Origin of the sequence: Synechococcus sp. PCC 6312, from assembly GCF_000316685.1 — a bacterium.
Classification (GTDB): Bacteria; Cyanobacteriota; Cyanobacteriia; order Thermosynechococcales; family Thermosynechococcaceae; genus Pseudocalidococcus.
Genome location: NC_019680.1, coordinates 1,954,009 through 1,979,544, shown reverse-complemented (window position 1 = coordinate 1,979,544; position 25,536 = coordinate 1,954,009). Strand labels below are relative to the sequence as shown.

General features: G+C 48.7%; 23 protein-coding genes and 1 pseudogene. 11 read left to right on the top strand and 13 right to left on the bottom strand.

What is annotated here, in order from left to right; all coding sequences use genetic code 11:
* Window positions 1–104 precede the first annotated feature (104 nt).
* The 3 genes from SYN6312_RS09620 to SYN6312_RS09610 are packed head-to-tail and all read right to left on the bottom strand — an operon-like array spanning window position 105 to window position 2,409.
* Window positions 105–452, bottom strand: coding sequence for a ribulose bisphosphate carboxylase small subunit (locus tag SYN6312_RS09620; RefSeq protein WP_015124684.1), 348 nt, complete (start codon window positions 450–452; stop codon window positions 105–107).
* A 24-nt stretch (window positions 453–476) separates the two neighbouring features.
* Window positions 477–938 carry a chaperonin family protein RbcX gene (locus SYN6312_RS09615; RefSeq protein ID WP_371257351.1) on the bottom strand — a complete coding sequence of 154 codons (462 nt, stop codon included), beginning with the start codon at window positions 936–938 and terminating at the stop codon, window positions 477–479.
* A 43-nt stretch (window positions 939–981) separates the two neighbouring features.
* Entirely contained in the window at window positions 982–2,409 is a 1,428-nt protein-coding gene (locus tag SYN6312_RS09610) for a form I ribulose bisphosphate carboxylase large subunit (protein ID WP_015124682.1), read from the bottom strand.
* A 641-nt stretch (window positions 2,410–3,050) separates the two neighbouring features.
* Between SYN6312_RS09610 and hisS the strand changes: the two genes are divergently transcribed.
* Window positions 3,051–4,340 carry a histidine--tRNA ligase gene (hisS, locus tag SYN6312_RS09605; protein ID WP_015124681.1) on the top strand — a complete coding sequence of 430 codons (1,290 nt, stop codon included), beginning with the start codon at window positions 3,051–3,053 and terminating at the stop codon, window positions 4,338–4,340.
* Window positions 4,341–4,356: 16 nt separating this feature from the next.
* On the opposite strand, the gene topA is transcribed toward hisS, so the two are convergent.
* Complete coding sequence (gene topA / locus SYN6312_RS09600; protein ID WP_015124680.1) at window positions 4,357–7,023, bottom strand: type I DNA topoisomerase; 2,667 nt, start codon at window positions 7,021–7,023, stop codon at window positions 4,357–4,359.
* 431 nt (window positions 7,024–7,454) lie between these two features.
* Between topA and SYN6312_RS18300 the strand changes: the two genes are divergently transcribed.
* From SYN6312_RS18300 to SYN6312_RS09575, 5 genes are all read left to right on the top strand, one after another.
* Window positions 7,455–11,276 carry an EAL domain-containing protein gene (locus SYN6312_RS18300; protein ID WP_172636046.1) on the top strand — a complete coding sequence of 1,274 codons (3,822 nt, stop codon included), beginning with the start codon at window positions 7,455–7,457 and terminating at the stop codon, window positions 11,274–11,276.
* Window positions 11,277–11,318: 42 nt separating this feature from the next.
* A complete protein-coding gene (locus tag SYN6312_RS09590) occupies window positions 11,319–11,999 on the top strand; it encodes a DsbA family protein (RefSeq protein WP_015124678.1) in 681 nt (226 codons plus the stop codon).
* Between the two features lie 192 nt (window positions 12,000–12,191).
* Window positions 12,192–13,688: a UDP-N-acetylmuramate--L-alanine ligase gene (murC, locus tag SYN6312_RS09585; RefSeq protein WP_015124677.1), complete on the top strand. Its 1,497-nt coding sequence runs from the start codon at window positions 12,192–12,194 to the stop codon at window positions 13,686–13,688.
* Window positions 13,685–14,602, top strand: coding sequence for a UDP-N-acetylmuramate dehydrogenase (gene murB, locus SYN6312_RS09580; RefSeq protein ID WP_015124676.1), 918 nt, complete (start codon window positions 13,685–13,687; stop codon window positions 14,600–14,602). Before murC ends, murB begins: the two co-directional genes overlap by 4 nt.
* A gap of 15 nt (window positions 14,603–14,617) precedes the next feature.
* Window positions 14,618–15,712, top strand: coding sequence for a glycosyltransferase family 2 protein (locus SYN6312_RS09575; protein WP_015124675.1), 1,095 nt, complete (start codon window positions 14,618–14,620; stop codon window positions 15,710–15,712).
* Between the two features lie 277 nt (window positions 15,713–15,989).
* On the opposite strand, the pseudogene SYN6312_RS09570 reads toward SYN6312_RS09575, so the two are convergent.
* From SYN6312_RS09570 to SYN6312_RS09550, 5 genes and pseudogenes are all read right to left on the bottom strand, one after another.
* A pseudogene (locus tag SYN6312_RS09570) lies at window positions 15,990–16,298 on the bottom strand (DUF5615 family PIN-like protein); the annotation flags it as partial.
* 20 nt (window positions 16,299–16,318) lie between these two features.
* Window positions 16,319–16,630 (bottom strand): DUF433 domain-containing protein, encoded by a 312-nt coding sequence (locus SYN6312_RS09565; RefSeq protein ID WP_015124674.1) that lies wholly within the window; start codon window positions 16,628–16,630, stop codon window positions 16,319–16,321.
* Between the two features lie 243 nt (window positions 16,631–16,873).
* Window positions 16,874–17,116, bottom strand: coding sequence for a DUF2442 domain-containing protein (locus tag SYN6312_RS09560; RefSeq protein WP_015124673.1), 243 nt, complete (start codon window positions 17,114–17,116; stop codon window positions 16,874–16,876).
* 2 nt (window positions 17,117–17,118) lie between these two features.
* Window positions 17,119–17,379: a DUF4160 domain-containing protein gene (locus SYN6312_RS09555; RefSeq protein WP_015124672.1), complete on the bottom strand. Its 261-nt coding sequence runs from the start codon at window positions 17,377–17,379 to the stop codon at window positions 17,119–17,121.
* Between the two features lie 23 nt (window positions 17,380–17,402).
* Window positions 17,403–19,808, bottom strand: a complete 2,406-nt coding sequence (locus SYN6312_RS09550; RefSeq protein WP_015124671.1) for a tetratricopeptide repeat protein — start codon at window positions 19,806–19,808, stop codon at window positions 17,403–17,405.
* Between the two features lie 159 nt (window positions 19,809–19,967).
* On the opposite strand from SYN6312_RS09550, the gene SYN6312_RS19795 reads away from it, so the two are divergent.
* Window positions 19,968–20,126, top strand: a complete 159-nt coding sequence (locus SYN6312_RS19795; RefSeq protein WP_015124670.1) for a hypothetical protein — start codon at window positions 19,968–19,970, stop codon at window positions 20,124–20,126.
* Between the two features lie 220 nt (window positions 20,127–20,346).
* Here SYN6312_RS19795 and SYN6312_RS09545 read toward each other — a convergent pair whose 3' ends face one another.
* The 4 genes from SYN6312_RS09545 to cbiB all read right to left on the bottom strand — a co-directional run bounded on the left by SYN6312_RS09545 (window position 20,347) and on the right by cbiB (window position 22,818).
* The gene (locus SYN6312_RS09545; RefSeq protein ID WP_015124669.1) at window positions 20,347–20,760 is read right to left on the bottom strand and encodes a DUF4168 domain-containing protein; all 414 of its coding nucleotides are present in this window, start codon (window positions 20,758–20,760) and stop codon (window positions 20,347–20,349) included.
* 81 nt (window positions 20,761–20,841) lie between these two features.
* Complete coding sequence (locus SYN6312_RS09540; protein ID WP_015124668.1) at window positions 20,842–21,060, bottom strand: hypothetical protein; 219 nt, start codon at window positions 21,058–21,060, stop codon at window positions 20,842–20,844.
* Window positions 21,061–21,193: 133 nt separating this feature from the next.
* Window positions 21,194–21,781, bottom strand: coding sequence for a 2OG-Fe(II) oxygenase (locus SYN6312_RS09535; protein WP_015124667.1), 588 nt, complete (start codon window positions 21,779–21,781; stop codon window positions 21,194–21,196).
* Window positions 21,778–22,818, bottom strand: coding sequence for an adenosylcobinamide-phosphate synthase CbiB (gene cbiB / locus SYN6312_RS09530; protein ID WP_015124666.1), 1,041 nt, complete (start codon window positions 22,816–22,818; stop codon window positions 21,778–21,780). The genes SYN6312_RS09535 and cbiB overlap by 4 nt, the downstream gene beginning before the upstream one ends.
* A 306-nt stretch (window positions 22,819–23,124) precedes the next feature.
* Here cbiB and SYN6312_RS09525 point away from each other — a divergent pair, with 306 nt between their 5' ends.
* From SYN6312_RS09525 to SYN6312_RS09510, 4 genes are all read left to right on the top strand, one after another.
* Entirely contained in the window at window positions 23,125–23,712 is a 588-nt protein-coding gene (locus SYN6312_RS09525) for a phosphate-starvation-inducible PsiE family protein (RefSeq protein ID WP_015124665.1), read from the top strand.
* Window positions 23,713–23,778: 66 nt separating this feature from the next.
* Window positions 23,779–24,498, top strand: a complete 720-nt coding sequence (gene psb32, locus SYN6312_RS09520) for a photosystem II repair protein Psb32 (RefSeq protein WP_015124664.1) — start codon at window positions 23,779–23,781, stop codon at window positions 24,496–24,498.
* A 52-nt stretch (window positions 24,499–24,550) separates the two neighbouring features.
* Entirely contained in the window at window positions 24,551–25,285 is a 735-nt protein-coding gene (locus tag SYN6312_RS09515) for a 2-phosphosulfolactate phosphatase family protein (RefSeq protein ID WP_015124663.1), read from the top strand.
* A gap of 69 nt (window positions 25,286–25,354) precedes the next feature.
* Window positions 25,355–25,456 (top strand): PetM family cytochrome b6-f complex subunit 7, encoded by a 102-nt coding sequence (locus tag SYN6312_RS09510; RefSeq protein ID WP_015124662.1) that lies wholly within the window; start codon window positions 25,355–25,357, stop codon window positions 25,454–25,456.
* The last annotated feature ends 80 nt before the right edge of the window (window positions 25,457–25,536 follow it).

The following is a 25,536-nucleotide window of genomic DNA, read 5'->3' as shown; positions in this document are numbered from 1 at the left end:
AAAATAAAAAAAGGAGGTAAGACAACCTACCCCCAAATTTAATCTATTTTTTAATCCTGACATCCCTAGGGATAACTTGCTAGAGAGACAAAATTAATCAAGTTTTAGTAGCGATAGCCACTGCCACTTTGATTGGGTTTATGCACAATAAAGCTCATGACTTGGCACTGTTTGATGTTGTCAAAGGCGACCACCCGGATATAGCAGTTGGGGTATTCCGAGCGGCATTGTTGAACCTCATTCAAGACTTCTTGGGGAGAAGAACAATCAAATAAGGGCAACTTCCACATCGTCCAGTAGTAAATTTCGGCGGCAGAGCTTTCGTTAAATTCGACACAGGGGTGATAGCCCTGGTCGATGGTGTACTGGATTTGGCGGGCAATCTGGGCATCGCTCAAGGGAGGCAAATAGGAGAAGGTTTCGTAACGCCGCTCTTTGGGTAATGTTTTCATGATGTTATCAATGTCCTCAAAGGTTTAAGAATTCGGTTGATGGGTTGAATCGGTCAAATCGGCAGGAGTCGGGCTGGATGCCTCAGGCGGGGCCGGGGCAGGAGCAACTTGGGTCATCCGTTCCAGTTGTTGACAGCGTTGGTGCAAATTAGCCTTTTGAATCCCAGTCCGTAACATTTCGGGCAGAAAGTCAGCAACTTGATCCGCTAAGTGCTCGCGCACCGTCAAAATCCGAAAGGCTAAGTCTTGCTTTTCCTGAAACAGGTCTTGCAAGTAGAGTTCGCCATCTTGCACCCGTTCTTTGGTCGTAAACCGTTGGAGCCAGAGGGACCGGGGTGGGTCTGTTTCATCCAGTTGGGCAATCACAGTCCGCACGGCCTGGTAAGTTAGATAACTAATCAGGGTTTTGGCGGTCTCTTTGGCAACGTGTTTGACATCCATAGACTGACCTAGACCAAGGGGCGAGAAGCAGATGTTATTGGGCATAGGATAACCAACTTTTTCTACTTCCCACTACCATGACTCTGGCTTAGACGGTATCCACAGCCTCAAATTCAAACTTGATTTCTTTCCAGAGTTCGCAAGCCGCTGCCAATTCAGGCGACCACTTACAGGCTTCCCGGATAATATCGCCACCTTCGCGCATTAAGTCACGACCTTCATTCCGGGCCTGGACGCAAGCTTCTAAGGCAACCCGGTTGGCTGTAGCACCCGGAGCATTCCCCCAGGGGTGACCCAAGGTTCCACCACCAAACTGGAGGACGGAATCATCGCCAAAGATTTCCACCAAGGCCGGCATATGCCAAACGTGAATCCCACCGGAAGCCACGGCCATGACCCCACCCATAGAAGCCCAATCCTGGGTAAAGTAAACACCCCGTGAACGGTCTTGCTCGATGTAGTTTTCCCGGAGCAGGTCGATGAAACCCAGAGTAATGGCTTTGTCGCCTTCTAATTTACCGACAACGGTTCCGGTGTGAATGTGGTCACCGCCCGACATCCGCAAGCACTTGGCCAAGACCCGGAAGTGGATGCCGTGGTTTTTCTGGCGGTCAATGACGGCGTGCATGGCCCGGTGAATGTGGAGCAAGACCCCATTATCCCGGCACCAGTGGGCCAAGGTTGTGTTGGCGGTAAACCCACCGGTCAAGAAGTCATGCATAATGATCGGCATTTCCAGTTCTTTAGCGAACTCGGCCCGCTTCAGCATTTCTTCACAGGTGGCAGCGGTAACGTTGAGGTAGTGACCTTTGACTTCTCCCGTCTCGGCCTGGGCTTTATGAATCGCATCCGCCACAAACAGGAAGCGATCCCGCCAGCGTTGGAAGGGTTGGGAGTTGATGTTTTCGTCGTCTTTGGTGAAGTCTAAACCACCCCGGAGGCACTCATAGACGGCCCGACCGTAGTTTTTGGCCGATAAGCCCAATTTCGGCTTAATCGTACAACCCAAGAGGGGACGACCATACTTGTTAATTTTGTCCCGCTCAACTTGAATTCCGTGGGGAGGGCCTTGGAAGGTTTTCAGGTAAGCCACCGGAATCCGCAAGTCTTCTAAACGGAGGGCTTTCAGGGCTTTAAAGCCAAAAACGTTCCCGACCAAGGAGGTCAAGAGGTTGGTGACAGAGCCTTCTTCAAACAAATCCAGGGGATAGGCAATGTAGGCAATGAATTGATTGTCTTCACCAGGAACGGATTCAATGTCGTAGCACCGACCTTTGTAACGATCCAAGTCAGTGAGTAAATCTGTCCACACCGTTGTCCAAGTCCCGGTTGAAGATTCGGCCGCCACCGCCGCCGCTGCTTCTTCGTAGGGCACACCGGGTTGGGGAGTGACCCGAAACGCGGCCAAAATATCTGTATCTTTGGGGGTGTAGTCCGGTGTGTAATAGGTTAACCGATAGTCTTGCACCCCGGCTTTATACCCAGCTTTACCGGGGGCTTTTTGTGCGTAGGACATAAAATGAGCTTCCTCTTGGTTTAGTCACCTGTACGTCAACAGGTAGTGCGTAGCAAAATCCAACCCTACAGTTTTGCGATCATTCCCAGGCCCAGCATTCCTATCATCATTAGCCATAAAAATCAGACAAGAATTAAACCTGTCAACCAACAGAAATAAACTATGACATAAAAAAGCTGAAGAGGGATTAAGCTCTCCGGGGTGCTCACAAGTTTGTAGGCTATCTATATAAAGCATTAGCTTAAATGACCCCAATTGCAATAACTAGGGCTTTGGAGATTCTTAATGTTTGTATAGGAACTAGTTATCAATCTTTGCGTTTATTTACAGCTAAATTCCTATCACCAATTATGCCATAGAAACAAGTCAATTGTCATGAAGTTTTTTCATTCTAATATTCAATGATAATCCACTGTGCTTCCTGGTCAAATTGTGCTTTCAAAGCCTTTGCAGTAAAGAACCCCGGGAAGAGGGTAGTTGTGAGGGAGTGGGGCCATTGGCCTAGAGAATGATGACTTCCAGTCAGGTCTAATCATGAAGCTATGAAACGGATGATTTTTAGATTCTCTGTAAATATTTAATGGGAGTTCGCTAGACTGAGAAATGATCATGAACAAGATAATTGGTATTTGGATAAGGCTATGGCAGGAATGCAAGCTCCACGGGGAACACGGGATATTCTGCCCACAGAAGTACCCTATTGGCAGCAGATTGAAGTCATAGCTCGACAGATTCTTCACCAAGCTGCGTTTCAAGAAATTCGTACTCCCTTATTTGAGCAAACTGAATTATTCCAACGGGGGATTGGAGAAGCAACGGATATTGTTGGTAAGGAAATGTACACCTTTGAGGATCGGGGGGGACGCTCCTTAACCTTGCGGCCAGAGGGGACAGCCAGTGTGGTGCGGGCCTATATTGAGCATGGATTCCAGGCCCAGGGGGGAATCCAACGCCTTTGGTATACCGGCCCGATGTTTCGCTATGAACGTCCCCAAGCCGGCCGTTATCGGCAATTTCACCAGTTGGGGATAGAAGTTTTAGGCACCCATTCCCCCCGGGCTGATGCAGAGGTGATTGCCTTGGGCCTGGATATTTTGAAAGCGTTGGGCCTGGGGGATGTAACTTTAATGTTGAACTCGGTCGGGAGCCGGGAGGATCGGAGTCATTATCGCCAGGCCTTGGTAGATTACCTCACCCCGTTCAAAAGTGACCTGGATCCCGATTCCCAAACCCGCCTAGACCGTAACCCGTTGCGAATTTTCGATAGTAAAGACCCGAAAACCCAAGCCATTACCCAGGATGCCCCCCAATTACTCGCCTATTTAGCCCCAGCTTCCGCAGAACATTTTGAGAAGGTACAGCAGTATTTAACAGACCTAGGCATTACCTACACCATCAATCCCTGTCTAGTGCGGGGTCTGGACTACTATACCCATACGGCCTTTGAATTTCAAAAATTAGACCTCAATCAAGAAGCAACGGTCTGCGGCGGTGGACGTTATGATCACCTCGTGAGCGAATTGGGTGGCCCAGAGACTCCAGCCGTGGGTTGGGCCATGGGGTTGGAGCGACTGATTTTACTCCTCCAGGCCCAGCAGACGGCTCCTCAAGCTTCTTTGGATTTTTATGTTGTGGCCAAAGGGGAACTCGCTGAACGGCAAGCCTTAGCCCTCGCCCAGCAACTGCGACATTTAGAATTTGCGGTCGAGCTAGACCTGAGTAGCAGTGCCTTTGGGAAACAACTGAAGCGGGCGGATCGCAGTGGGGCTAAACTGTGCCTGATTGTGGGTGACAGGGAAGCTACGAACCAGACTGTCCAAGTCAAAGCCTTGATCACCAGCGAACAGGCCGTCATCAGTCAGACCCAACTCCTCCAAAATCGCGACCAATTACAGCAGTGGTTAAATGGGGCTGGCCTGGGCCTTGCTTAACCCCATCCATGTCGAACTAACTGGAAGTGGATTTCTTGGCTCTGGTCGCAGTTGACTTTTTAGCTGCGGTTTTGCGAGTTGTGGTTTTCTGGCGGGTAGATTTAGTTGTGGCTGTAGTTTTGGTGGATTTAGTCCGGCCGTTCCCTTTGGGGGCTTTTTCGGCTAACAAGGGTAGTGCTAACTCTAAGGTCATCTCCTCGACTGTGACCCCTTCCGGCAATGAAGCATTCACCTTGCCATGATTGACATAGGGGCCATAGGGACCATTAAAAATCTGTACGGGTGCGTCATCACTGGGATGGTTGCCTAAGTTTTTCAGAGCTTCTTTCTTGGCGCGGCCACGGGTAGCCTTTGGTTCTGCCAGGATTTCTAAAGCACGGTCTAAGGTGATGGTAAACAGGTCATCCCCAGCTTTCAGAGAACGGTATTCTTTTTCCCCATCGGGATCTATCACCACATAGGGGCCAAACCGACCTTGATTGGCCTGGATGAGTTTGCCCGTTTCAGGATGAAGTCCGAGGGTGCGCGGCAGGGATAACAACGTCACCGCCAAATCTAAGGTTACTTCTTCAGAGGTAATCCCCTTCGGTAAAGAGGCGCGCTTGGGTTTAGGGTTCTCTGTTGTGGCATCACCTAGTTGCACATAGGGGCCAAACCGGCCTGAGAGCAAGAAAATAGGCTCCCCAGTTTCAGGATGGAGGCCTAATTTGTCGGGGCCTTCCAGCTTTTGACGAATGAGTTGTTCAATTTGCTCATGGTTGAGACTGCCAGGGGTGGCATCTTGGGGCAGGGAGGCTTTAACGGGGGCATCCCCATTCTCCATGACCACAAAGGGACCATAGCGACCAACAACAACCTCGGCTTTGACATTGGGTAAATGAATTGCCCGGGCTGAACTGGGATCAATCCCCTGTTCCCGTTCCTTGACCTGAGTTTCCAGGCCCTTATCCCCTAAATAAAACTCCTCTAGGTAGGGTAACCAGTTCACCTCCCCTGTAGAAATGTCATCTAAGGTTTGCTCCATCCGGGCTGTGAAACGCAAATCAACCAGATCTGGGAAATTTTGCTCTAGAAGCCCGGTCACGGCAAAGGCTGTAAACGTGGGTTCTAAGGCATTGCCGCGGCGAATGGCATATTCCCGATCCAAAATGGTGCTGATGATAGTGGCGTAGGTACTGGGGCGGCCAATGCCTTCACTTTCCAGGGCTTTAACCAAGGTCGCTTCTGTGAATCGGGCCGGGGGTTGGGTTTCATGGCCAAGGGCATCGAGTTTTTTACAGGTCAGCTCGTCCCCTTGGGCTAGGGCCGGGAGAATGACCTCTTGGCTTTCGAGGGCGGCATCGGGATCATCAGACCCTTCGACATAGGCCCGGAAAAACCCTGGAAAATCAATTTGCTTGCCACTGGCCCGAAAGATCGCATCATCGGCCTGGATTTGGGCAGTGATCAGGGTTAACCGCGCTTCGTCCATCTGACTGGCAATCGTCCGTTTCCAAATCAAGTCGTACAGTTCCAAATCCCGGCCACCCAAACCCGTGTCTGCAGGCAAGACAAAACTACTCCCGGCCGGCCGAATTGCTTCATGGGCTTCCTGGGCCCCTTTGGATTTGGTTGTAAACTGGCGCGGTTTCGGGGCGAGAAAGTTCTTGCCATACATCTGGCTGACACAATCACGGGCGGCGGTGATCGCTTGCTCCGATAAATGCACCGAATCCGTCCGCATATAGGTGATAAACCCTTCTTCGTAGAGCTTCTGGGCTGTCCGCATCGTGTCCTTGGCTGAGAGGTGGAGCTTGCGGTTGGCTTCCTGTTGCAGGGTCGAAGTGGTGAAGGGTGGGGCTGGCTTACGGGTTTGGGGGCGCGACTCTAATTGACTCACTACCCAGTTGGTTTGTAAAAGTCGGTCGCGCAGGGCCTGGGCTGTGGCGGCATTAAGTAAAACCACACTGCGATTGGCCTGGATTTGTCCCGTAGCAGGGTCAAAATCACCTCCAGTGGCGACGCGCTGCCCTCCCAGTTCAATTAAGGTGGCGGTAAAGGGAGATTTGTTTTTATCTAGGGTTGCTTTTAAGTCCCAATAGCTGCCGGAATGAAACGCTAGCCGCTCCCGTTCCCGATTTACCAATAAGCGCACGGCGACGGACTGTACCCGCCCGGCTGAAAGATGGGGGGCAATTTTGCGCCACAGTAGGGGAGAAAGGGTATAGCCGACCAAGCGATCTAATATCCGGCGAGTTTCCTGGGCCCGGACTAGCTTTTGATCCACGTCTCGACAGTCTGCTAGGGCCGCTTGAATCGCCTCGGCGGTAATTTCATGGAATACCATCCGTTTGGTTGGGACTTTGGGCTGGAGCAGTTGGAGTAAATGCCAGCTAATGCTTTCTCCTTCCCGATCTTCGTCAGTGGCTAACAGGAGTTCATCGGCATCAGCCAGGGCAGATTTCAGTTCCTTAACTACCTTTTGCTTATCTTTCGGCACGATATAGAGTGGTTCAAACCCCTCTTCCACATTGACACCTAAGGTGGCCCAATCCAGGCCCTTGAGATTAGCGGGAATATCTGCGGCACTCCGAGGTAAATCGCGCACATGACCCATGGAGGCTTCGACCCGGTAGTTTTTGGGTAGATATTTACGAATCGTGCGGGCTTTTGTGGGCGATTCAACAATGACAAGGGTGGACATAAGCAGAAGAAAGTTCCAAACCAGAGAGAACGTAATTAAGACAAATTAGCAGTCCTGACAAAAAACCGCCTAGATCTCACAGGGTAGCAGTAGAGGCTCAGAAATGGGTATGCCCAGGCCTTAGGGAGGGGTGAATGTAACGTCATTATTGACGATATATTGCCCAGAAGTTGGAGCAGCCCCGCTCCGAAAAAAGTTTATTTTGTGTAATTTGTAGCTGTGCCTCTGGCCCAAAGTCTGCTATGAACATTGGATTATAACTTTTTTTATTGTTTTAACTACTTTAGTAAACCCCTTTTAATCTACCCTTGGGGTAAAGGAAATTTGCCAGCTTGGCCCCAATGAATCCGCTGTCGCCCTTGTCTGAGTCCAGTTTCTTCAGTCCAGTATCGGCCCAGGCTCCATGGGTCACTGGTCTATTCCAGTCCCTTTTGGCTTTTACTGCTGAACCGATCTTTTTAGTGGGAGTCCAGACCATAACCGGGGAATTTTTCTTCTTAGAGTCTAACGAGCAGGCTCGCCAAGTTTTAGGAATGAAGCAACCAGGCAGTTATCCCTGTCGGATTGATCTCGCCGTTGTAGAGACTGTGGGCAGTTGGCTCATGACCCATCTCCAGGCCTGCTGGCAGCAACAGGAACCCCTGACTGTCGGTGGCGGTCCCTTAATCCTCGATTTGCAACCTTTAAGTGCCACTCTGGGCCTGGGGGATTTAATTTTAGGGAGTTGTCATCATGCCACTGCCCCCGCCGCTCTCCAAGACTCAGCCCACCGCCTCGGTAACCTTTTGAATGGATTACCCGGGATTGTTTTTTCCTTTGCCAATAGCTCCCATTGGCCGATGCAATATCTGAGTCAAGGCTGCCGAGAACTGACGGGTTACACCAATACGGAGTTGCTCTATCGCAGTGGGGAAGCCTTTAATGCCATTACGCACCCCCAAGACCTTGGCCGGGTACTCCAAACCATTGAAGTGGCCATTACTCAAAAAGAATCTTATGAAATTGAATATCGGATTATCACCAAAGCGGGTCCGGAGCGTTGGGTGCGAGAATATGGCATTCCGGTTTTAGACCCGACTGCCCCCAGTTGCACGGCGTCAGTTATTGCTGTTGATGGTTTTATCCGGGATATTACGGATTGGAAATATATTAACCAAGCCCTAGACTTGCCCTTGTCCCCGGTGATCTCTAACATTGGCGATGACTTTTGCCGGGATTTAGCCCTCCATCTGACCGAGAGCCTGCGGGTGGATTTTGTCACAATTGCCGAATTAACCCAACCTCACCAGGCCGAGACTCGGGTCGTTTGCTATCAGCAGCAGGTAGAGGAAAATTTTTGCTATGACCTGAAGGGCGCACCCTGTGAAATGGTCGCAACATCCCGAGAACCTTGCTTTTATCCCTGTAACGTTCAAGCTGCCTTTCCCGAAGATCGTCTCTTACAAGAGATGGAGATCGAAGCCTATGTGGGGATTCCCTTGATTAATGCGCGGCAAGAATGTCTGGGTTTAATGGCCGTGATGCATCAGTCCCCGATTGAAAATTTGTCCCTCATTGCCGCTGTGCTCCAAATTCATGCCCCGCGAGTTACTACAGAATTGGAACGGCAACGGGGAGAACGGGCTCTCCAAGCTGCAGAAGCGAAATGGCGGGCCTTGGTGGAATATAGTTCTGACTTGATCTCCATTCTGGCCCCCAGCGGTGAAATTCGCTATCACAGTCCGGCTATTAACCGCTTACTGGGTTACACGGCCGCAGAACGCTTAGGACGAAGCTTTTGGGAACTGATTGATCCGGCGGATTACCCCTTTCTCCAACAGGCCTGGCAACGGTTAATTACCCAAAACAGCATTCTGATTACGGTTGAATATCGTGCTAAACATCGGGATGGCACCTGGCGATACCTCGAATCCACCGCCCAAAGTTATATTGACGATCCCTTCATTGCTGGCATTGTTGTCAATACCCGTGATGTGGGGGAACACAAGCAAACCACCGCTAACCTCAAACAACTCATTCACTTTGAACAATTAGTTACCACCCTGGCCACCCAGTTTATTAACCTACCCATTGAAGACATAGATGGGGGTTTACAACGTATTCTCCAGGCCACGGGGGAATTTACAATGGCCGATCGGAGTTATTTATTTTTACTCGATGATGCCAGTGGAGCCACTATTAGTAACACCCATGAATGGTGTGCTCCGGGGGTTCGTCCAGAAATCCAGACCCTCCAACACCTTGTAGTGGCGGATCTCTATCACTTTTTTCAGCCTCTATTTGACCTAGAATCCATTTGTTTAACCCACATTGACCAGTTCCCAGCCGATAGTCCAACTCGGGAAATTTTAGAACGACAGGATATTCAATCCCTCTTAGCAGTCCCCTTAAGTTCAGAAGGGAAATTCATTGGCTTTCTCGGCTTTGACTATGTCCATCGTTGCCATCATGATCTGGAAACCTACATTCCCCTGCTAGAAATTTTGAGTGAACTGTTTATTAACGTCTTAGGGCGACAGCAGCAAGAAAAAGAACTACGCCAGGCCATTGTCCAAAGCGCAAAATCGGAAGCTAAATATCGGAGTATTTTTGAGAACACCATTGAGGGTATTTTTCAATCCAGTCCCAGTGGCTCCTATATCAGTGCCAATCCAGCCCTGGCGAAAATTTATGGCTACAGTACACCCGCCGAGTTGCAAGAGAACTTGACCGATATTAGTAACCAACTCTATGTCTTACCGGAACGCCGCCAGGAATTTGTCGAAATCCTCAGTCAACAGGGCTATGTGACAGATTTTGAGTCTCAAGTCTATCGGCGGGATGGGCAAATTATTTGGATTTCTGAAAATGCCCGGGTTGTTAAGGATGCCGAGGGCCAGCCCCTTTATTTTGAAGGCACAGTCGTTGACATTACCGAGAGGAAACTAGCAGAAAGTACGATTTATTACCAGGCCTTTCATGATTTGTTAACGGGCTTACCCAATCGGGTCTTGTTTGATGATCGCTTACCCCTAGCCTTAGCAGAGGCTCGCCGTCACCATGATTTTGTGGCTGTGATGTTTTTAGACCTGGATCGTTTCAAAGCCATTAATGATACCCTTGGTCATGCCATTGGCGATCAACTCCTCCAAGAAGTGGCGGCCCGTCTAACCCGATGCTTACGGGAAGTGGATACCGTTGCCCGCTGGGGTGGTGATGAATTTACGATCCTGTTGCCCGGCCTGGCCCAGCCCCAAGATGCCGCCCTCGTGGCCGAACGCATTATTACCACCCTCAAACCCAGCTTTAATCTGGAAGATCATCATCTACACATCACCACCAGTCTCGGGATTGCGATTTTTCCCCAGGATGGCGAGGATGCGGATACTCTCCTGCGTAATGCAGATGTCGCCCTTTACCGGGCCAAAGATACAGGCCGGGATAACTATCAGTTTTATCAAGCGACCTTTAACGCCCAGGCCAGCTTTTTACTCCAACTGGAACAGGATTTACGCCAGGCCCTCCCCCAAGCGCAACTGCAACTGTTCTATCAGCCCCAAGTTGATTTGGTCACTGGCGAGATTTTACATTTAGAAGCCCTGGCCCGTTGGCAACATCCGGTACACGGCTTGCTCTCCCCAGGAGACTTTATTTTAATGGCCGAGGAAAACGGCTTAATCATTAGTATTGGCCAGTGGATATTGCACCACGCCTGTGGGGAGTGCCAGGCCTGGCAAAACATTGAGGGACTTCAAGAAGTCGGTGTTTCTGTTAATTTATCTGCTCGACAATTTTTGGATCCCAATTTGGTCCAGACCATTAAAGCTGCCTTAATAGAAAGTCAATTACCCCCAACATTATTAACCGTAGAAGTGACGGAAACCATTGCCATGCAAAACCTCCAACGCAGTCAGGAAATTCTGGCCGAACTGCGGGATTTGGGTCTGGGCATTGCCTTGGATGATTTCGGGACGGGGTATGCGTCTTTGAATTACTTAAAACGGTTTCCCTTAACCAGCTTAAAAATAGATCGCAGTTTTATTACCGACCTAGCGGAAGATGCCCAAGATCAGGCGATTATCCGGGCAATTTTGTCCCTTGGGCAGGGCTTAAACCTAGAGATTGTTGCTGAAGGTGTCGAAACCCAAGCCCAACTGCAAATTTTACAAGCCCTCGGCTGTCATGGGATCCAAGGCTATTATTGCTCTCGTCCTTTACCCTATGCCCAACTCCTAGCCTGGGTCGCAGCGGGCGGTTGTCATTGGCCTTGGTAAAATGCGCTATGGGGATACCTCAGCGCTGGATAGGATTTGATCGTGACAGAGCCAATTCGGATTGCTCATTTTTCAGATATTCTCTGTATCTGGGCTTATATTGGCCAGATTCGCCTCACTCAATTACAGGAAACCTTCTCCACTCAGGTAGTTTTTGACTATCACTTTGTCGAGATATTTGGAAACACCCAGGAAAAGTTAACCAAACGGTGGCAAGCGCGCGGGGGCCTGGCAGCCTACAATCAACACGTTCTGTCGGTGGCCGCGAAGTTTGATCATATCCAGGTACACCCAGAGATTTGGACAAAGGATATTCCCCCTTCCTCAACGGCTTGTCATCTGTTCCTCCACGCCATCAAACTCCTCGAACAAAACGCTTTGATTGATTCAACTGCAAATCTCTATGCCCAGGCCATTTGGCGGTGTCGAGAAGCCTTTTTTATAGATTTAGCCAATATTTCCCAGCGGTCAGTGTTGTTAGCGATTGCCGAAGACCTCAAGCTCCCCATTGCTGCCATTGAGTCGGAAATTAACTCAGGCGCGGCCTTTGCTCAACTGGTAGAAAACCTTGATCGAGTCAAAGACTATGGTGTTTCCGTTAGCCCAACCCTAATTTTTAATGAAGGCCGCCAGCGATTATCTGGAAATGTTGGCTATCGGGTGATCCAGGCCAATGTTCAAGAGCTGCTCCATAATCCGCCTGGGGAATTGTCTTGGTGTTAATTGCCCTTTGCTTCTGGGTCTTCATCCCTGCCCAGTTCTTCAGCCTCGCCTGGCAAAATCTGGGTTGATCTTCGTGGCTGAGAGTCACATAGAACGCTGCCATTTTCAGTAATACTCATTGAATACAAAAACTTCCTGCTATGATGAGCCTGAGTTTTTTATACCTATTGACTGCCATGTGGGGTGAGTGTGATGGAGTTGGCTAAACCACAGTCTGTACCGATGAGTTTTAATGGGCGACCCTTCCATTTCATTGGTATTGGTGGGATTGGTATGTCAGCTTTAGCTTATATCTTGGTCAAACAGAAATTTGCTGTCTCCGGTTCAGATTTACGAGCCACCAACTTGACCCATCAGTTGCAATCCATGGGTGTGACCTTTTTTGAGTGCCAAGTTGCTGAGAACTTAACGGATTACCCGGCCCGGACTGGCCATCGCCAACTCCCCCAAGTGATTTGCTCCACTGCAATTGGGGAGAACAATCCTGAGTTTCAAGCCGCCCAGGCCCTTGGTTGCCCAATTTTTCATCGCTCCGATATTTTAGCGGCCCTGATTGAACGATCCCAAGGCATTGCCGTGGCTGGTACTCATGGCAAAACCACCACCAGTAGCATGGTCGGCTATGTTCTCTTGGAAGGGGGATTGGATCCAACCATTGTTGTTGGGGGAGAAGTTGCAGCCTGGCACGGGAATGCGCGCATTGGCGATGGGCCCCATCTAGTTGCCGAAGCGGATGAGTCCGATGGGTCTCTGCAAAAATTTTCCCCTCGTTTAGGGGTAATTACAAATATTGAGTTAGATCATCCCGATCACTATCAAACCCTGGAACAAGTGGTGGCGATTTTTGCACAGTTTGCCCAACAATCTCAGGGCCTGGTTGTCTGCTGGGATTGTCCGACTGTCCGGGAACACTTAAACCACGAAAACTTGATTACCTACAGCCTCAGTCGGGAATCGGGGGCTGACTATACTGTGGATCATGTCCAATACGGGGCCAATGGCACAACTGCTCATGTGTCGGAGCGGGGGAAATCCCTAGGGATATTGCAACTGAAACTTCTCGGGCCGCACAATCTCCAAAATGCCCTTGCGGCCATTGCGGTGGGTCGGGACGTTGGCCTGGATTTTGCCACCATTTCCGCAGCTTTAGCAAAGTTTGAGGGAGCCAGACGGCGGTTTGAGGAACGGGGCCAGGCCAATGGGGTACGGTTTATTGATGACTATGCTCACCATCCCAGTGAAATCCAAGTTACGTTACAGGCGGGACGGTTACAAGTGGGCCATGATCAACCTTGGCGGCGGCTGGTGGCCGTGTTTCAACCCCATCGCTTTAGCCGAACCCTAACGTTTCTGGAAGAATTTAGCCAAAGTTTTCAGGCTGCGGACGTGGTTGTGATTACCGATATTTATAGTGCCGGGGAACCGGATCAAGGGCTTGTCCAGGCCAAAGATTTGGTCAGTCGCTTAAATGACTATCATCCCCATGTCAGTTATGCTCCAACAACCACCGATGTGCGTTATCATTTGCGGCAAGTCCTGTCTCCTGGAGATTTAGTCATTTTCTTGGGGGCCGGCAACCTCAACCAACTCATTCCCGATGTGATTGCGGATCAAGTCCCAACTGCGGAGGTCATGGGCGGCGTAGAGGTCATTGCTGTTAATGCTTGCGTGCAGGTGGTGGCTCAGTGATTAAAACACCGACGGCCCAGATTATTCCCGGCACTCAATGTGTCATTTCGCCCCAAGTCCCCCTGAATGGGTTTACGACTCTGAATGTGGGGGGAGCAGCCCAGTGGTTTGTGGCTCCGGAATCCATTCAAGATTTGCAAGCCGCCTATCGCTGGGCCCAGGAATATGATTTACCGATTACAGTCTTGGGGGCTGGCTCCAATTTATTAATTAGTGATCAAGGGCTGCCCGGCCTGGTGATTGCGACAAAGCATTTACGGCGGATCAAGTGGGACAAGGAAACGGGACAAGTCACTGCCGGAGCCGGACGCGCCCTCCCACAATTAGCCCATCATGCGGCCCGATTAGGGTGGTCTGGCCTGGAATGGTCGGTGGGAATTCCCGGAACCGTTGGTGGGGCAGTCGTCATGAATGCTGGGGCCCACGGCGGCTGTGCGGCTGATTATTTGGTTTCTGCCTTAGTTTTAGAACCCGATGGCTGTTTATCTGTTGTCACTGGCTCGGATTTAGCCTACGGTTATCGGTCTTCACTCTTACAGGGAACCCAACGCTTAGTCCTCCAGGCCACTTGGCAAATGCAACCCGATCACGATCCGCAGCGGGTCAAAGCCGCCACCCAAGAGCATCTCAATCAACGCCTTTCGACCCAGCCCTATCATCTCCCCAGTTGTGGCAGTGTGTTTCGCAATCCCCAACCCCATACCGCTGGCTGGCTGATTGAAAAAGTTGGCCTTAAGGGCTATCAAATTGGCCAGGCCCAAGTAGCAGAGCGGCACGCTAACTTTATCCTCAATTGTGGCGGGGCTAAGGCGATGGATGTGTTTCAACTGATTCACCATGTCCAGGCTTGTGTTTCGGAGCGTTGGGATGTTCTGTTGCATCCAGAAGTGAAAATCTTGGGTGAGTTTGCCTGACGTGATGCCTTCACCATGACTCCCTCCCTTGGCCTGGCGATGATTGTTCGGGATGAAGCCCAGGATTTACCGAGGTGTCTTGCTAGTGTCCAGGATGTTGTGGAGCAAGTTGTCATTGTTGATACGGGGTCAAGGGATCAGACCATAGAAATAGCCCAGGCCTGGGGTGCGCAAGTGATTCAATCGGCCTGGGAGAATGATTTTGCCCAAGCCAGAAATGTCAGTCTCAAGGCGATTCAAACCGACTGGGTTTTAGTCCTCGATGCCGATGAAGCTTTAGTTCCAGAGGTTAAGCAAACGATTCAAGCCAGTATTGAGCAACATGATTTAATTGCAATTGCGCTGCTCCGTCACGAAGTCGGTGTCATTCCCCCCTACTCGGCAGTATCCAGGCTATTTCGCCGTCATCCAGATATTTACTTTAGCCGCCCCTATCACGAAACCATAGATGATGCCGTTTTAGCCCTTATGCAACAAGAACCCCATTGGCAAATTGGGCAGTTAGAGGGGGTGGCAATTCAGCACTGGGGCTATACCCCATCACGATTACAACATCGGGATAAAGTCACCCAGGCCATCGTAATCATGTCTGAGTATTTAGCCGCTCATCCTGAAGATGCCTACATCTGTGCCAAGTTAGGGGGAATGTATTTACAGGCTGGACAATGGGACTTAGCTCAAATCACCCTAGAACAAGGCCTAAACATCAGTGCCATTGAACCGTCCGTGGCCTCCGAACTGCACTATCAATTGGGAAACTATTACAGTCAAGTTGGCCGTCAAGAGCCGGCGATTGAACAGTATCAAGCGGCCATCAGAGAAGAAATTCCACCCATAACCAAGATCTCAGCCCAAATTCGCCTCGCCCAGGCCTGGAGTCGCCAAAAAAACTACGGTCAAGCTATTGCAGCCTACGAAACCGTGATTACCCTTGCGCCGGAGTTTCCCCTGGCCTGGCAGAATTTAGGGGTGATTTATCTCAAACTTGGCCAAATTCAAACCAGCCGTAAGTATTTTCTAGAAGCCATCCACCGCCTCAAGATTACAGATCCAGCCGAAGCCCAACGCTTGCAAAGTGAACTAGCTGCAATGGGGTTTATACTGACTTAAGTTGTTGGGTGCTTTGGGATTTGCTATCAAAAATGTTTATAGAGATAGAATTTGTCAAGGTACTGATTCTCCTGCCATTACTGCTTTTTTCAGGGAATTTTCTAGAATTTCTTTGTTGGCTAGAGTAATTCCTAGTCGGGTTTTAAAAGTTCCTCACAGTTTTTAACAAGGGGAATAGCTAGCACTTGTGAGAGATGAAGAGCCTCTTGGCAATGGTCGAGGAAGCGATTGAGATGATTCGTTTCATTTTGTAGGTGGTTGCCTATTTATATTTGTCTCATAAAAATTCTATATGGTTATACATTTCTTCGGGTTTAAGAATTTCCCAGATTAAGAGTAGCCCTCGAATTATTTGACCAATTGACTTACTTTGTTGTGGATAATAAGCAATCCCTGCATGAGTTACAGATAATTGACTGAATCTTAAAAAATCAGTATCTTGAGTAAAAATTACGCGACCTTTAGATAAAGAAAATTGGTCTTGTATTTCATCCGATACCCCCAATAAATTTTCTTCTGGAGTAGTAGTAACATCAAGGCCTCGATGGCGCAATCCAATGGCAATGCTATAGCTTACATTCTCATCTAAATGAAATTTTAATCTTGTTACTCATTCATTCTTCTCAATTTTTCTTGGACTAGAGAAGGTGTTTTAGCTTGCATTTCCTTCGCAAAGGCATCATCATCTAGAATTTGTTGTCTAATTTCTTCAAGATGATCGTGATAATAAGAAAGAGCGGCGTAAACATCGGCTAGTGTGATACTTGGGTAGTGATAAACAATTTCATCGGGGGACATTCCCATCCATTCATGCCAAATAAAGACATCTTGGACTTTGATACGATGATCTGCGATGCGAGGTTTCCCCCCACAGGTTCCTGGGGTAATTTCAATGTGATTGATTAAAGTTGTTGCCATTGATAATCCTGATAATTTGTTTATTGAATTAAATCATTAAAATTCGGGTAGGGGCTTAGTTTCTAAGTCCAATATTTCTGAATTTGGAAAGTAAACTTTAATCATTTTCCCCTAAGTTTTCCTGAATTTTGGCGAGGAGTTCTTCGCAGTCTTTGACTAAAGGAATACCAAGTTCTTGGGAGTGAGTGAGGGCGAATTGGGGTTGATGGGCGATCACCTCTTAAAATGTCAGTCTAACTGAGTTCAGATTTCAAGGGCTGCATATAAAACATCGGGATCGAGATCGGCTCCATTGGGCCATTGAATTGTTCCGAGTTCAGGATTGACTTTTACTTGAGCAAAGTAGTCGGGATTTTTAAGTGGTTCAAATACGCCACTAAATTCGATTTGTTTTTGAAGGTCAATAATACCTTCTAGGTTGTCTTCAAAACGGAGATGAAGTTGATAGTTGTTTAAGGGTTCAACAAAAGTGATGTCTTGTAACATAATTAATCTAAAGGTTGGATTTTTTGTAAGGGTTGTTGTTGTCTAGCGAGTTCCCAGTTATTTTGTAATTCTGACTGATGAAGGGCGGCCCATTCAACAATGAGACCAAGAACTCTTGGGGTTAGTTTTCCTTCAATAATAGATAAATTTTCAATGCTAATTAGGGCTTTTTGATTACCATAGCGAACATGAAAATGAGGTGGATTGTGATCATTGTAATTGATCGTAATAATGATTCCGAAAAAGCGACTAATTTCAGGCATATTTAAAGTTTAGCTTATGATATTCATGATTTTTCCTCATTATTATAGGGTTTTGGATTTTCTGCTAATGTAGCCTGAATTTTGGCGAGGAGTTCTTCGCAGTCTTTGACTAAAGGAATGCCAAGTTCTTGGGAGAGAGTGAGAGCGGCTTGGCAATGGCTGAGGGCGAGGTGGGGTTGATTGGTTTGATGAGCGATTTCGGCAAGGGTTTGGAAACTATGGGCGATTAAAGATTTAAAGTTAATTGCTTGAGAAATAACTAAGGATGCTTGAATTTTGGTTTCTGCTTCGCTGTAGTTTTCAAGTTTGATCAACGTCTCCCCTATATTGTGTAAAGAAATTGCCACCCCTTGCCAAGCGCCGATTTCTTCACTGATGTCGTGACATTGCTGATGATAGGCGATCGCTTTTTCATACTGTCCCAAGGATTTATAACAAATGCCTAAATTGACTAGAGAGAGTGCCACCCCTTGCCGATTACCGATTTCCTCTTCGATTGTAAGAGATTGCTGATGATAGGGGATTGCCTCTTCATATCGCCCTAGGGAGTGATAACAAAGTCCTAAATTGTCTAGAGAACTTGCCACTCCTTGCCGATTGCCTATTTCTTCATTGATGTCGTGAGATTGCTGGTGGTAAGCGATCGCTTTTTCATACTGCCCTAGGTAATCATAACAAACGCCTAAATTGCTTAGAGACATTGCCACTCCTTGCCGATCGCCCATTTCTTCACTGATGTCGTGACATTGCTGGTGATAGGCGATCGCTTTTTCGTACTGCCCTAGGTAATCATAACAATTGCCCAAAAGGTTTAACGAGTTGCGATAACATTTCTGTTCTCGTTGACTACCCGCGACTACCTGCTTGTATAACTCTGCTTCCTGTCGATAAAATCCTTGTAAATGTAAAAAATGATCAACGGATTTATTTTTCCCTTCTCCGCCCCGCTCTTCCGTCAAAATCTCATAAGCCTGTTCAAATTGCCCTAACTCAATTGCATGATAAAACGCCTCCAAATAGGCCGTCAAATCGTCTAAGGATTTCCAAGGAGGCGAGGGTAAATGTGCCAAAAAATAAGCCAACGCTGACTGATGGGCAACTCGCAACACCTCAGAATCCGCTTGCTGTTGCACAAACATCTGAATTAAGGGCAACAACTGAAACTGTCGCGGTTTATTGTTGAGCGGTTCAGGGGGTGACTCCTGCAATAACGAGAGTCGGGCTAAGTGCCGTAACTCTGGCTCCGTGACTTCTGCCGCTAACCCTTGAGCTAAAGACAAATCAAAGGCAATCCGTAACACCGACAACCGTTTTAACAATGTTCCTAACCGAGGTGAGAGGCGGGCCAAACTGGCTGCCACCACTTCTCCTACAGAGGTTTCCGCGTCACGGTGATAACCCGACACCGAAAACAAATCTAACCCTAATTGCGTTGCCGCCGTTACCGTTACCCCCGCCCCAAATTGCTCCACCATCAAACTACAAACCAGTTGCATCAGGAGCGGATGCCGTCCCATCTGGTTCACAAATCGAGCTAATTCCGATTCCGTTCCCGTCAAACCATAATCCACCGTCACTAAACGCATGGCATCGGCTTCGGCCAACCCCTGAAGGGCTAACCAATGACAACGACGCAGTAAATTAGGGGTAAAACTCGGCTTTTCTCGACTGGTGAGCAGTAGCTTACTATTGCGTCCTGTGGCTAACCATCGGCTTAAAAATTGACCATAAACCGAATCTGCATCTGCTGTCACCACCGTTTCCAAATTATCCAACACCAACAAACAAGGCCCTTGGGTTAATCCCTGTACCATCTGCTGAATTAATGTCTCCTCATCCCATTTTTCATCGTAGGGTTGCCCCAACTGCTCCAATAACCAACGCCCAAATTGAGCTAACCCATAGGCTTGGGTGAAACTGACCCACAATACTCGCCAATCCAGGGTTAACTGTTCCGTTAACTTCACCGCTAGAGCTGATTTACCATAACCCCCTGCTGCCGTAATGCCGATTAAGCGAATATTGTCATTGCCTAACGCCCGTTGAAGTTCACTGATTTCGGTTTGCCGTCCCTGCCACTCATCAACAGTGGGGGGTGTGGTATTCAAGGTTGCAGAGGTCGCCACGGGTTGGGGCGTTTGACGGGACTTATTGGGATGCCATTCATTCGGATCAACAATTTCTGTGACCTCTAGACCCAACGCCGTACAAATTGCCAGGACATAATCTCGATCAATGCCTTCACCATTAAAAAATCGTCTTATCGTTCTTGGGTCAACTGAAGTTTGAGAGTTCCGAGAAATACGATCAGCAATGCATTCAAAGGTCAAGCGGGTTCCATCCTCTTTGCCAGCCGCCTTAGTCTCCTGTAATTTTTGTTGTCCTGCAACGGTTGCGGCGATCCCTCTCGTGCGCTGCTGTGTAGGCATAGCTCAACTAAGTTTTGGTCACTGTGCTGATTTAGTTTAACTCGCTTCAAAGTGGACAGATAAGGCAGTTAAGAAAATTTTGTTATCTGCCTTAACTCGTCTGGAGATTCAATGTCATTTTTTTGATGATGGGATTGTCAAGTTATAGAGGACTTTTCCATGACTCCCCTACAACGCTTTGTTCAGTATGTCATCATTGCCAACGCCGTGTTGAACCTCTTCAGTTTCGTTAATCTCAAGCCAGATTTAGCAGCTACACTAAACCAAATTCCCCCATTTACTGCCATTCCAGGGCAAATCTCTCTAAAAAGCCCTTAAAATACTTCACCTAATTGCCCCATTTCTAGGGAGAGTTAGGGGGGTATTTGATGCCTCCTGCTGAAGGTGTTTGAAACCCTTTCTTTAGTTATGTGTACCTCATGGTGTTTTCAGGCTTTCGCTACGAGGTACACATCTTATTTTTTTAGCATTGGAAGGTACTGCTCTTGTTTTTCCGGGAAAAAAATTAGATAACCATCTTTGTGACGGGAATCAGAACTTAATCCGACTCTTGCAATTGGGTGACAATCCGTTGACTCAGTTCTGGATCTGTATTGGCCAAGCCGAGGAGTTGCAGATATTCAGGCCCCGTTAGTCCCGTGGCTTCAATGGTGGTAATTGCCGCTGTTTCAATATCCTGCTCAATTTGCAAGGCTTCGGCCTGGGTTTCAGCACTGCGTAATTCTGCTTCTCGAGAATCAATTAAGGCAATCACCTGGCGATAGGCCTGGGCAAACTGACTAATTTTTTCAGCGGATATATCACTAGCGGTCAATTCTGGCGTTTCTGGCGTAGTTGCGGCCCATGCTGGCCCATTAACGTTACCCAGGCCACCGATGACTAACCCTAAAACAAGAAGTAAGCCCAGACCCCAGCGAGCTAGAGCTTGTCCATAGGCAGAAATTTTATTCATGTACAGTCTCCTCATTGGCTGAATTTCTAACGGTGGCTTGGAGAGATGAGGCTTTTTGTCTGGGGCTATGTTAGGCAGACCTTAAGAAACTTTTGGCTTGATAAAGACAATGGACTGCTTCCAGACAATAGTTGGCTGATCGTAGTGATCGAGAATGCAGAGGCAATTATTATCCTGCCAGCGAACCTTGCCCACCACCAAATCGCTCGTTACCAGTTTGACCTCAACTTCGGTGTTATCTTTAATCAAAGTTTGGACTTGCCGGACACTGGGTAAATTAGCATCAAAATCATCACCCATGACTGATCTTCCTCCTTGATGAGTAGCGCATTGGGGGTACTAGCCTTGCCTCACTCACTGTAGCTTACTGACGGAATTGGCCCAACCCTGCCCTACGCTATCCCCTGTCACTTGCGTCATTGTTCCTGAATCATTAGTAATACAGCCAAGTGGTAAAGGCATATTTAACTCCCGATTGAACCGGTAAGGCCTGATGGGGATGGGTAAAGTAGGATGGAAAAACCAATACAGAACCCGTTTGGGGCCTTACCTTCACATCTTGCCGATCAAAGAAGGTTTCTCCGCCAGTAAAGTCCTGATTCAAGTAGCCGACAATACTAATGTCCCTGGTCGGAATCCCCTGAGCCACCTCCATCATGCGACTGGCTAAAAGCAGATTATCCACATGGCGGCGATACCCCTCCCCGGCCTGGTAGCGGAGAATTGAAAACATCTCAACATTCGGAAAATCAATTCCGTAGCGTTCATACACCAGGCCTTGGATAATCTTAATTTTCTCGTACAACAAGTCCTGAGTCGAAGTTTTCAGGGGATCATCGCCATCCAGGGGCAACAACCCACCGCTGCGTACCCCTGAATCCACCAGACCCATGAGGATTTTTGCGGGATCAAACTGGATACATTCGGCGACTTGGATAATGTGCTGACAGAGGGTCGCATCCAGTAACTTCTCAACAAGGAGAATATCCTGTCCCAAATCTAGTAACCGATGGGAAATCATTGTCTTAGCCCATGAATGTTGTCAAGGTCAGGATACAGTTGCCAGGCCACAATTCCCAGCGTCAATAACGATAACCAGGCCAGGGAAAGCCAACGGGTTAAACTCAAGGCTTGATAAATTTTATCCACCGTAATGGGCTGCTCTGGTTTACCTAAGCGGGGCTTAACCTTCCGTTCCCCCTGATAATAATTTTCGCCCCCCATTTGTACCCCCAAAACCACGGCATAGGCGCATTCACTCCAGCCAGCATTCGGACTTGGATCCAAGGGGGCATCGCGACAACAAATCTCCCAGGCCTGGCGCGGGTTTTTGGCCCATAGCAGCAACGATAAAACCACCAACCGACAGGGAAACCAGGTTAAAATGTCTTCCGTTTTCGCTGCCACCCAACCCAGATCTGCATAGGGAAATCGCCGATAGCCAATCATCGAATCAAGGGTACTCGCCGCTTTGTAGGCCATTGCCAAGGGAATCGGCCCCAGGCCTGGGATTAAACAGCCCACTCCGGCATAAAACAAGGGGGCAAAAACTCCATCGGTGGCATTTTCTGTGACTGTTTCCAAAACGGCCCGCAAAATTTCCCCAGCGTCTAAATTCTCCGTATCCCGCCCCACATAGCGACTTAACCGAGATCGGGCCGTAACTAAATCCCCCTGTTGCCAAGGAGTCAGCACATCCACCGCCGCTACCCGTAAACTCCGCCCGGCCAAGCAACTAGCCAAAAGAATAATAGCGACTCCCCAACCCAGGCCTGGCAACAATCGCTCTCCCCCTGCAACCAGCAACCAACTTACCCCGCCTGTGCCCAAAATTACCCCCCAGGCTAAGAGTCCCCCACTGATCCGTAAATAGAGCCGTTGAGTCGTGACAGACATGGGAATTCGTTGGCCCAGTCCGAAAATTAATTGGGTTCCAGCTTCAATCACTGCACCGATCACTTGTACCGGATGGAGCCAATGCCACGGATCCCCCAGCCAAAAATCGAGGAGGGCTGCCCCACAGAGGCTATAAAGATGCCCCAAGGAAAGTTCAATCATGTTTCATTGCGTTACGCCAATTGTTCAGAAGGAATCGAAGTTTTCAGAACATTCCCGCTCTCCCTAGGGAAGGTTACGTTAAAAATTATGGCCTGACTCACCCCAATCACGGCCCAAAATGGGTCAGGCCCTTACCTCCCTGTCTGAAAACGGGTTGTTCATCAGGGGCAATTGATTGATGGATTTAATTAGTAAATTTAATCAAAAGACTCTCGACCGATAAGCCAAGATAAACTTTAATCAATTTTAGGCCTCATAAAACATTGGGCCAGGGTAGTTCATCTCCGTGCAAAGCGAGGTTTCTCTATGGCCCCTAGAATCGCGGCAAACTCTAACATTGCGCCCCAAATCACTTGGTTCAGTCGGCAGGGCCTGGTGGCAATTCTAGAAACCATTCAGGACTTAATTGTAATTTCCCTTTGCATTGGCCTGTTTAGTTTCATGGTCTTGGAGTTACGGGAGATGTTTATTTCCCTGTTGCCCCCCCTAGACTTTCCCAATGTTACGGCCGATATTCTTTTCCTGCTCATTTTAGTTGAACTTTTTCGGCTGTTGATCATTTACCTCCAAGAACAGCGCGTCTCCATTGGGGTAGCGGTTGAAGTGGCCATTGTCTCTGTCCTGCGGGAGGTGATTGTCCGTGGTGTCTTGGAAGTGCCTTGGAGTCATGTCCTATCAGCCTGTGCATTTTTATTAGTCATGGGCGCGTTATTAGTAATTCGGGTTTGGTTACCACCGACCTTTGCGGGGGTTGATCCAGAACGGGAAATTCGCCGCCGCTACCAACTCAGCAGTATTCTCCCCAACAACCTGACTCGGGAAGACCAACCCCCTCAAGATTTATTGACGAGTCACAATGACGCAAGGGCCAATCAAGCTGATAATAAAACTTAATGACGGTTATTCGATGCGCTAATTTCCGAGTTGGCGGATCAGTAAAATTTATTAGCTTCTCCAGTTATGAACGGTTTTAACTCAGCATCTCGGCCCTTATCCCTTGGCCAGTTCAAGGCTCTCACCCAGACCCTTGGGATGATCATCAGCTTTTTTCTCTTGGTTGCCCCGCCTGTTTTAGCGACCGGAGCCTATGCCTTGCCTGTCCCGAATGACAGTAATCCCCTCTGGGTGGTGGATCAGGGAGATATAATTAGCCCATTAACAGAGGGCCGCCTAGAGGGGATTGCTAAGAACCTGGCTCAATCCACAGACACTCAGGTACACTTTGTGACAGTCCATCGCCTCGACTACGAAGAAACGCCCACCACTTTTGCAACCAAACTCCTGAACCGCTGGTATCCTGAACCAGAGGATCAAGCCAATCAAGCCATTCTCGCCCTTGACACTGTTACCAATGGGACCTATTTAATCACGGGGGAAGCCGTTAAAGCCAAGCTATCGGATGACATTGCTGAGAGTATTGCCCAGGCCACAATGCGCGTTCCGATCAAGGATGGCAACTACAACCAGGCTTTTTTGGATGCCAGTGCTCGTATTGAAGCGGTTTTAACCGGACAACCCGACCCCGGCCCCCCAGTTGAAAAGGAAGTTGTCGCCGAAAAGACCTATAAAAGCCTTGACGAAACCGATGATCGCTCAGCCACTGTGATTGTGATTGTTTTACTGATTGCCGCTACCGTCATTCCGATGGTTACCTACTACTGGTATCAAGGTTCGTCATAAGATTGGGGACAGTGTGGCGGACAGAATTAATCCGGTGGAGGCGATTACGATTATGCAGGTATACATTTATCACACCCCAGAGCGTGTTCCCCCGGATTGGGTTCCCGATTGTGCCATTGCTGTAGATGTCTTGCGGGCCACGACGACCATTGCCACAGCCCTCGCCGCCGGAGCCGAAGCAGTCCAGGTTTTCAGCGACCTAGAAGATTTAGATCGGGTCAGCCAGGCCTGGCCAGCAGAGCAGCGGATTCGGGTTGGAGAACGGGGCGGGAAAAAAGTTGAGGGCTTTGATCTGGGAAACTCCCCCTTTGATTGCACCCCAGACCGAGTCAAAGACTGTCGGTTGTTCATGAGTACGACCAATGGCACCCGCTCCCTAGCCCGGATTCAATCGGCCAAAATTGTCCTAGCTGCTGCTTTAGTGAATCGGGCTGCTGTGGTGAATTATGTCCATCAACTCTATCCGCCCACAGTTTGGATTGTCGGCTCCGGTTGGGAAGGGGCCTATTCCTTGGAAGATACGGTTTGTGCGGGTGCTATTGCCCATAGTTTATGGATGTTGACAGGACTGTCAGTGGCAGAATTTGCCGGGAATGATGAAACAGTGGCGGCCTTGGCTCTCTATCGTCACTATGAGCATGATTTACTGTCTCTCTTCCACCAGGCCAGTCATGGACAACGGCTTCTGAAACTTGGCTCGCTGGATGATTTGAAATACTGTGCCCAGACGGATATTTTGGATGTGCTGCCGATTCAAACGGAACCCAAAGTATTAGTCGCCGGATAGGGCTAAGATAAGTTTTGGTTGTTTTTTGATGGGGCGACCCGTCTTTCATTTTGGAGAGGTTGGAGCATCATGGCTGAAGAGATTTTTAATACCGCAGTAATTTCCTTTACCTTAGTCCTCGTTGGCCTGGGCCTGGGTTACTTCCTGCTGCGGGTTACCCCAGATGAGTAAGTCCAGTGAAATTGCCGCAACCATCTAGGACCCGATAGTTCCAAGCAAGAACCTAGATAAGCTAGTCCAACCCTATCCCG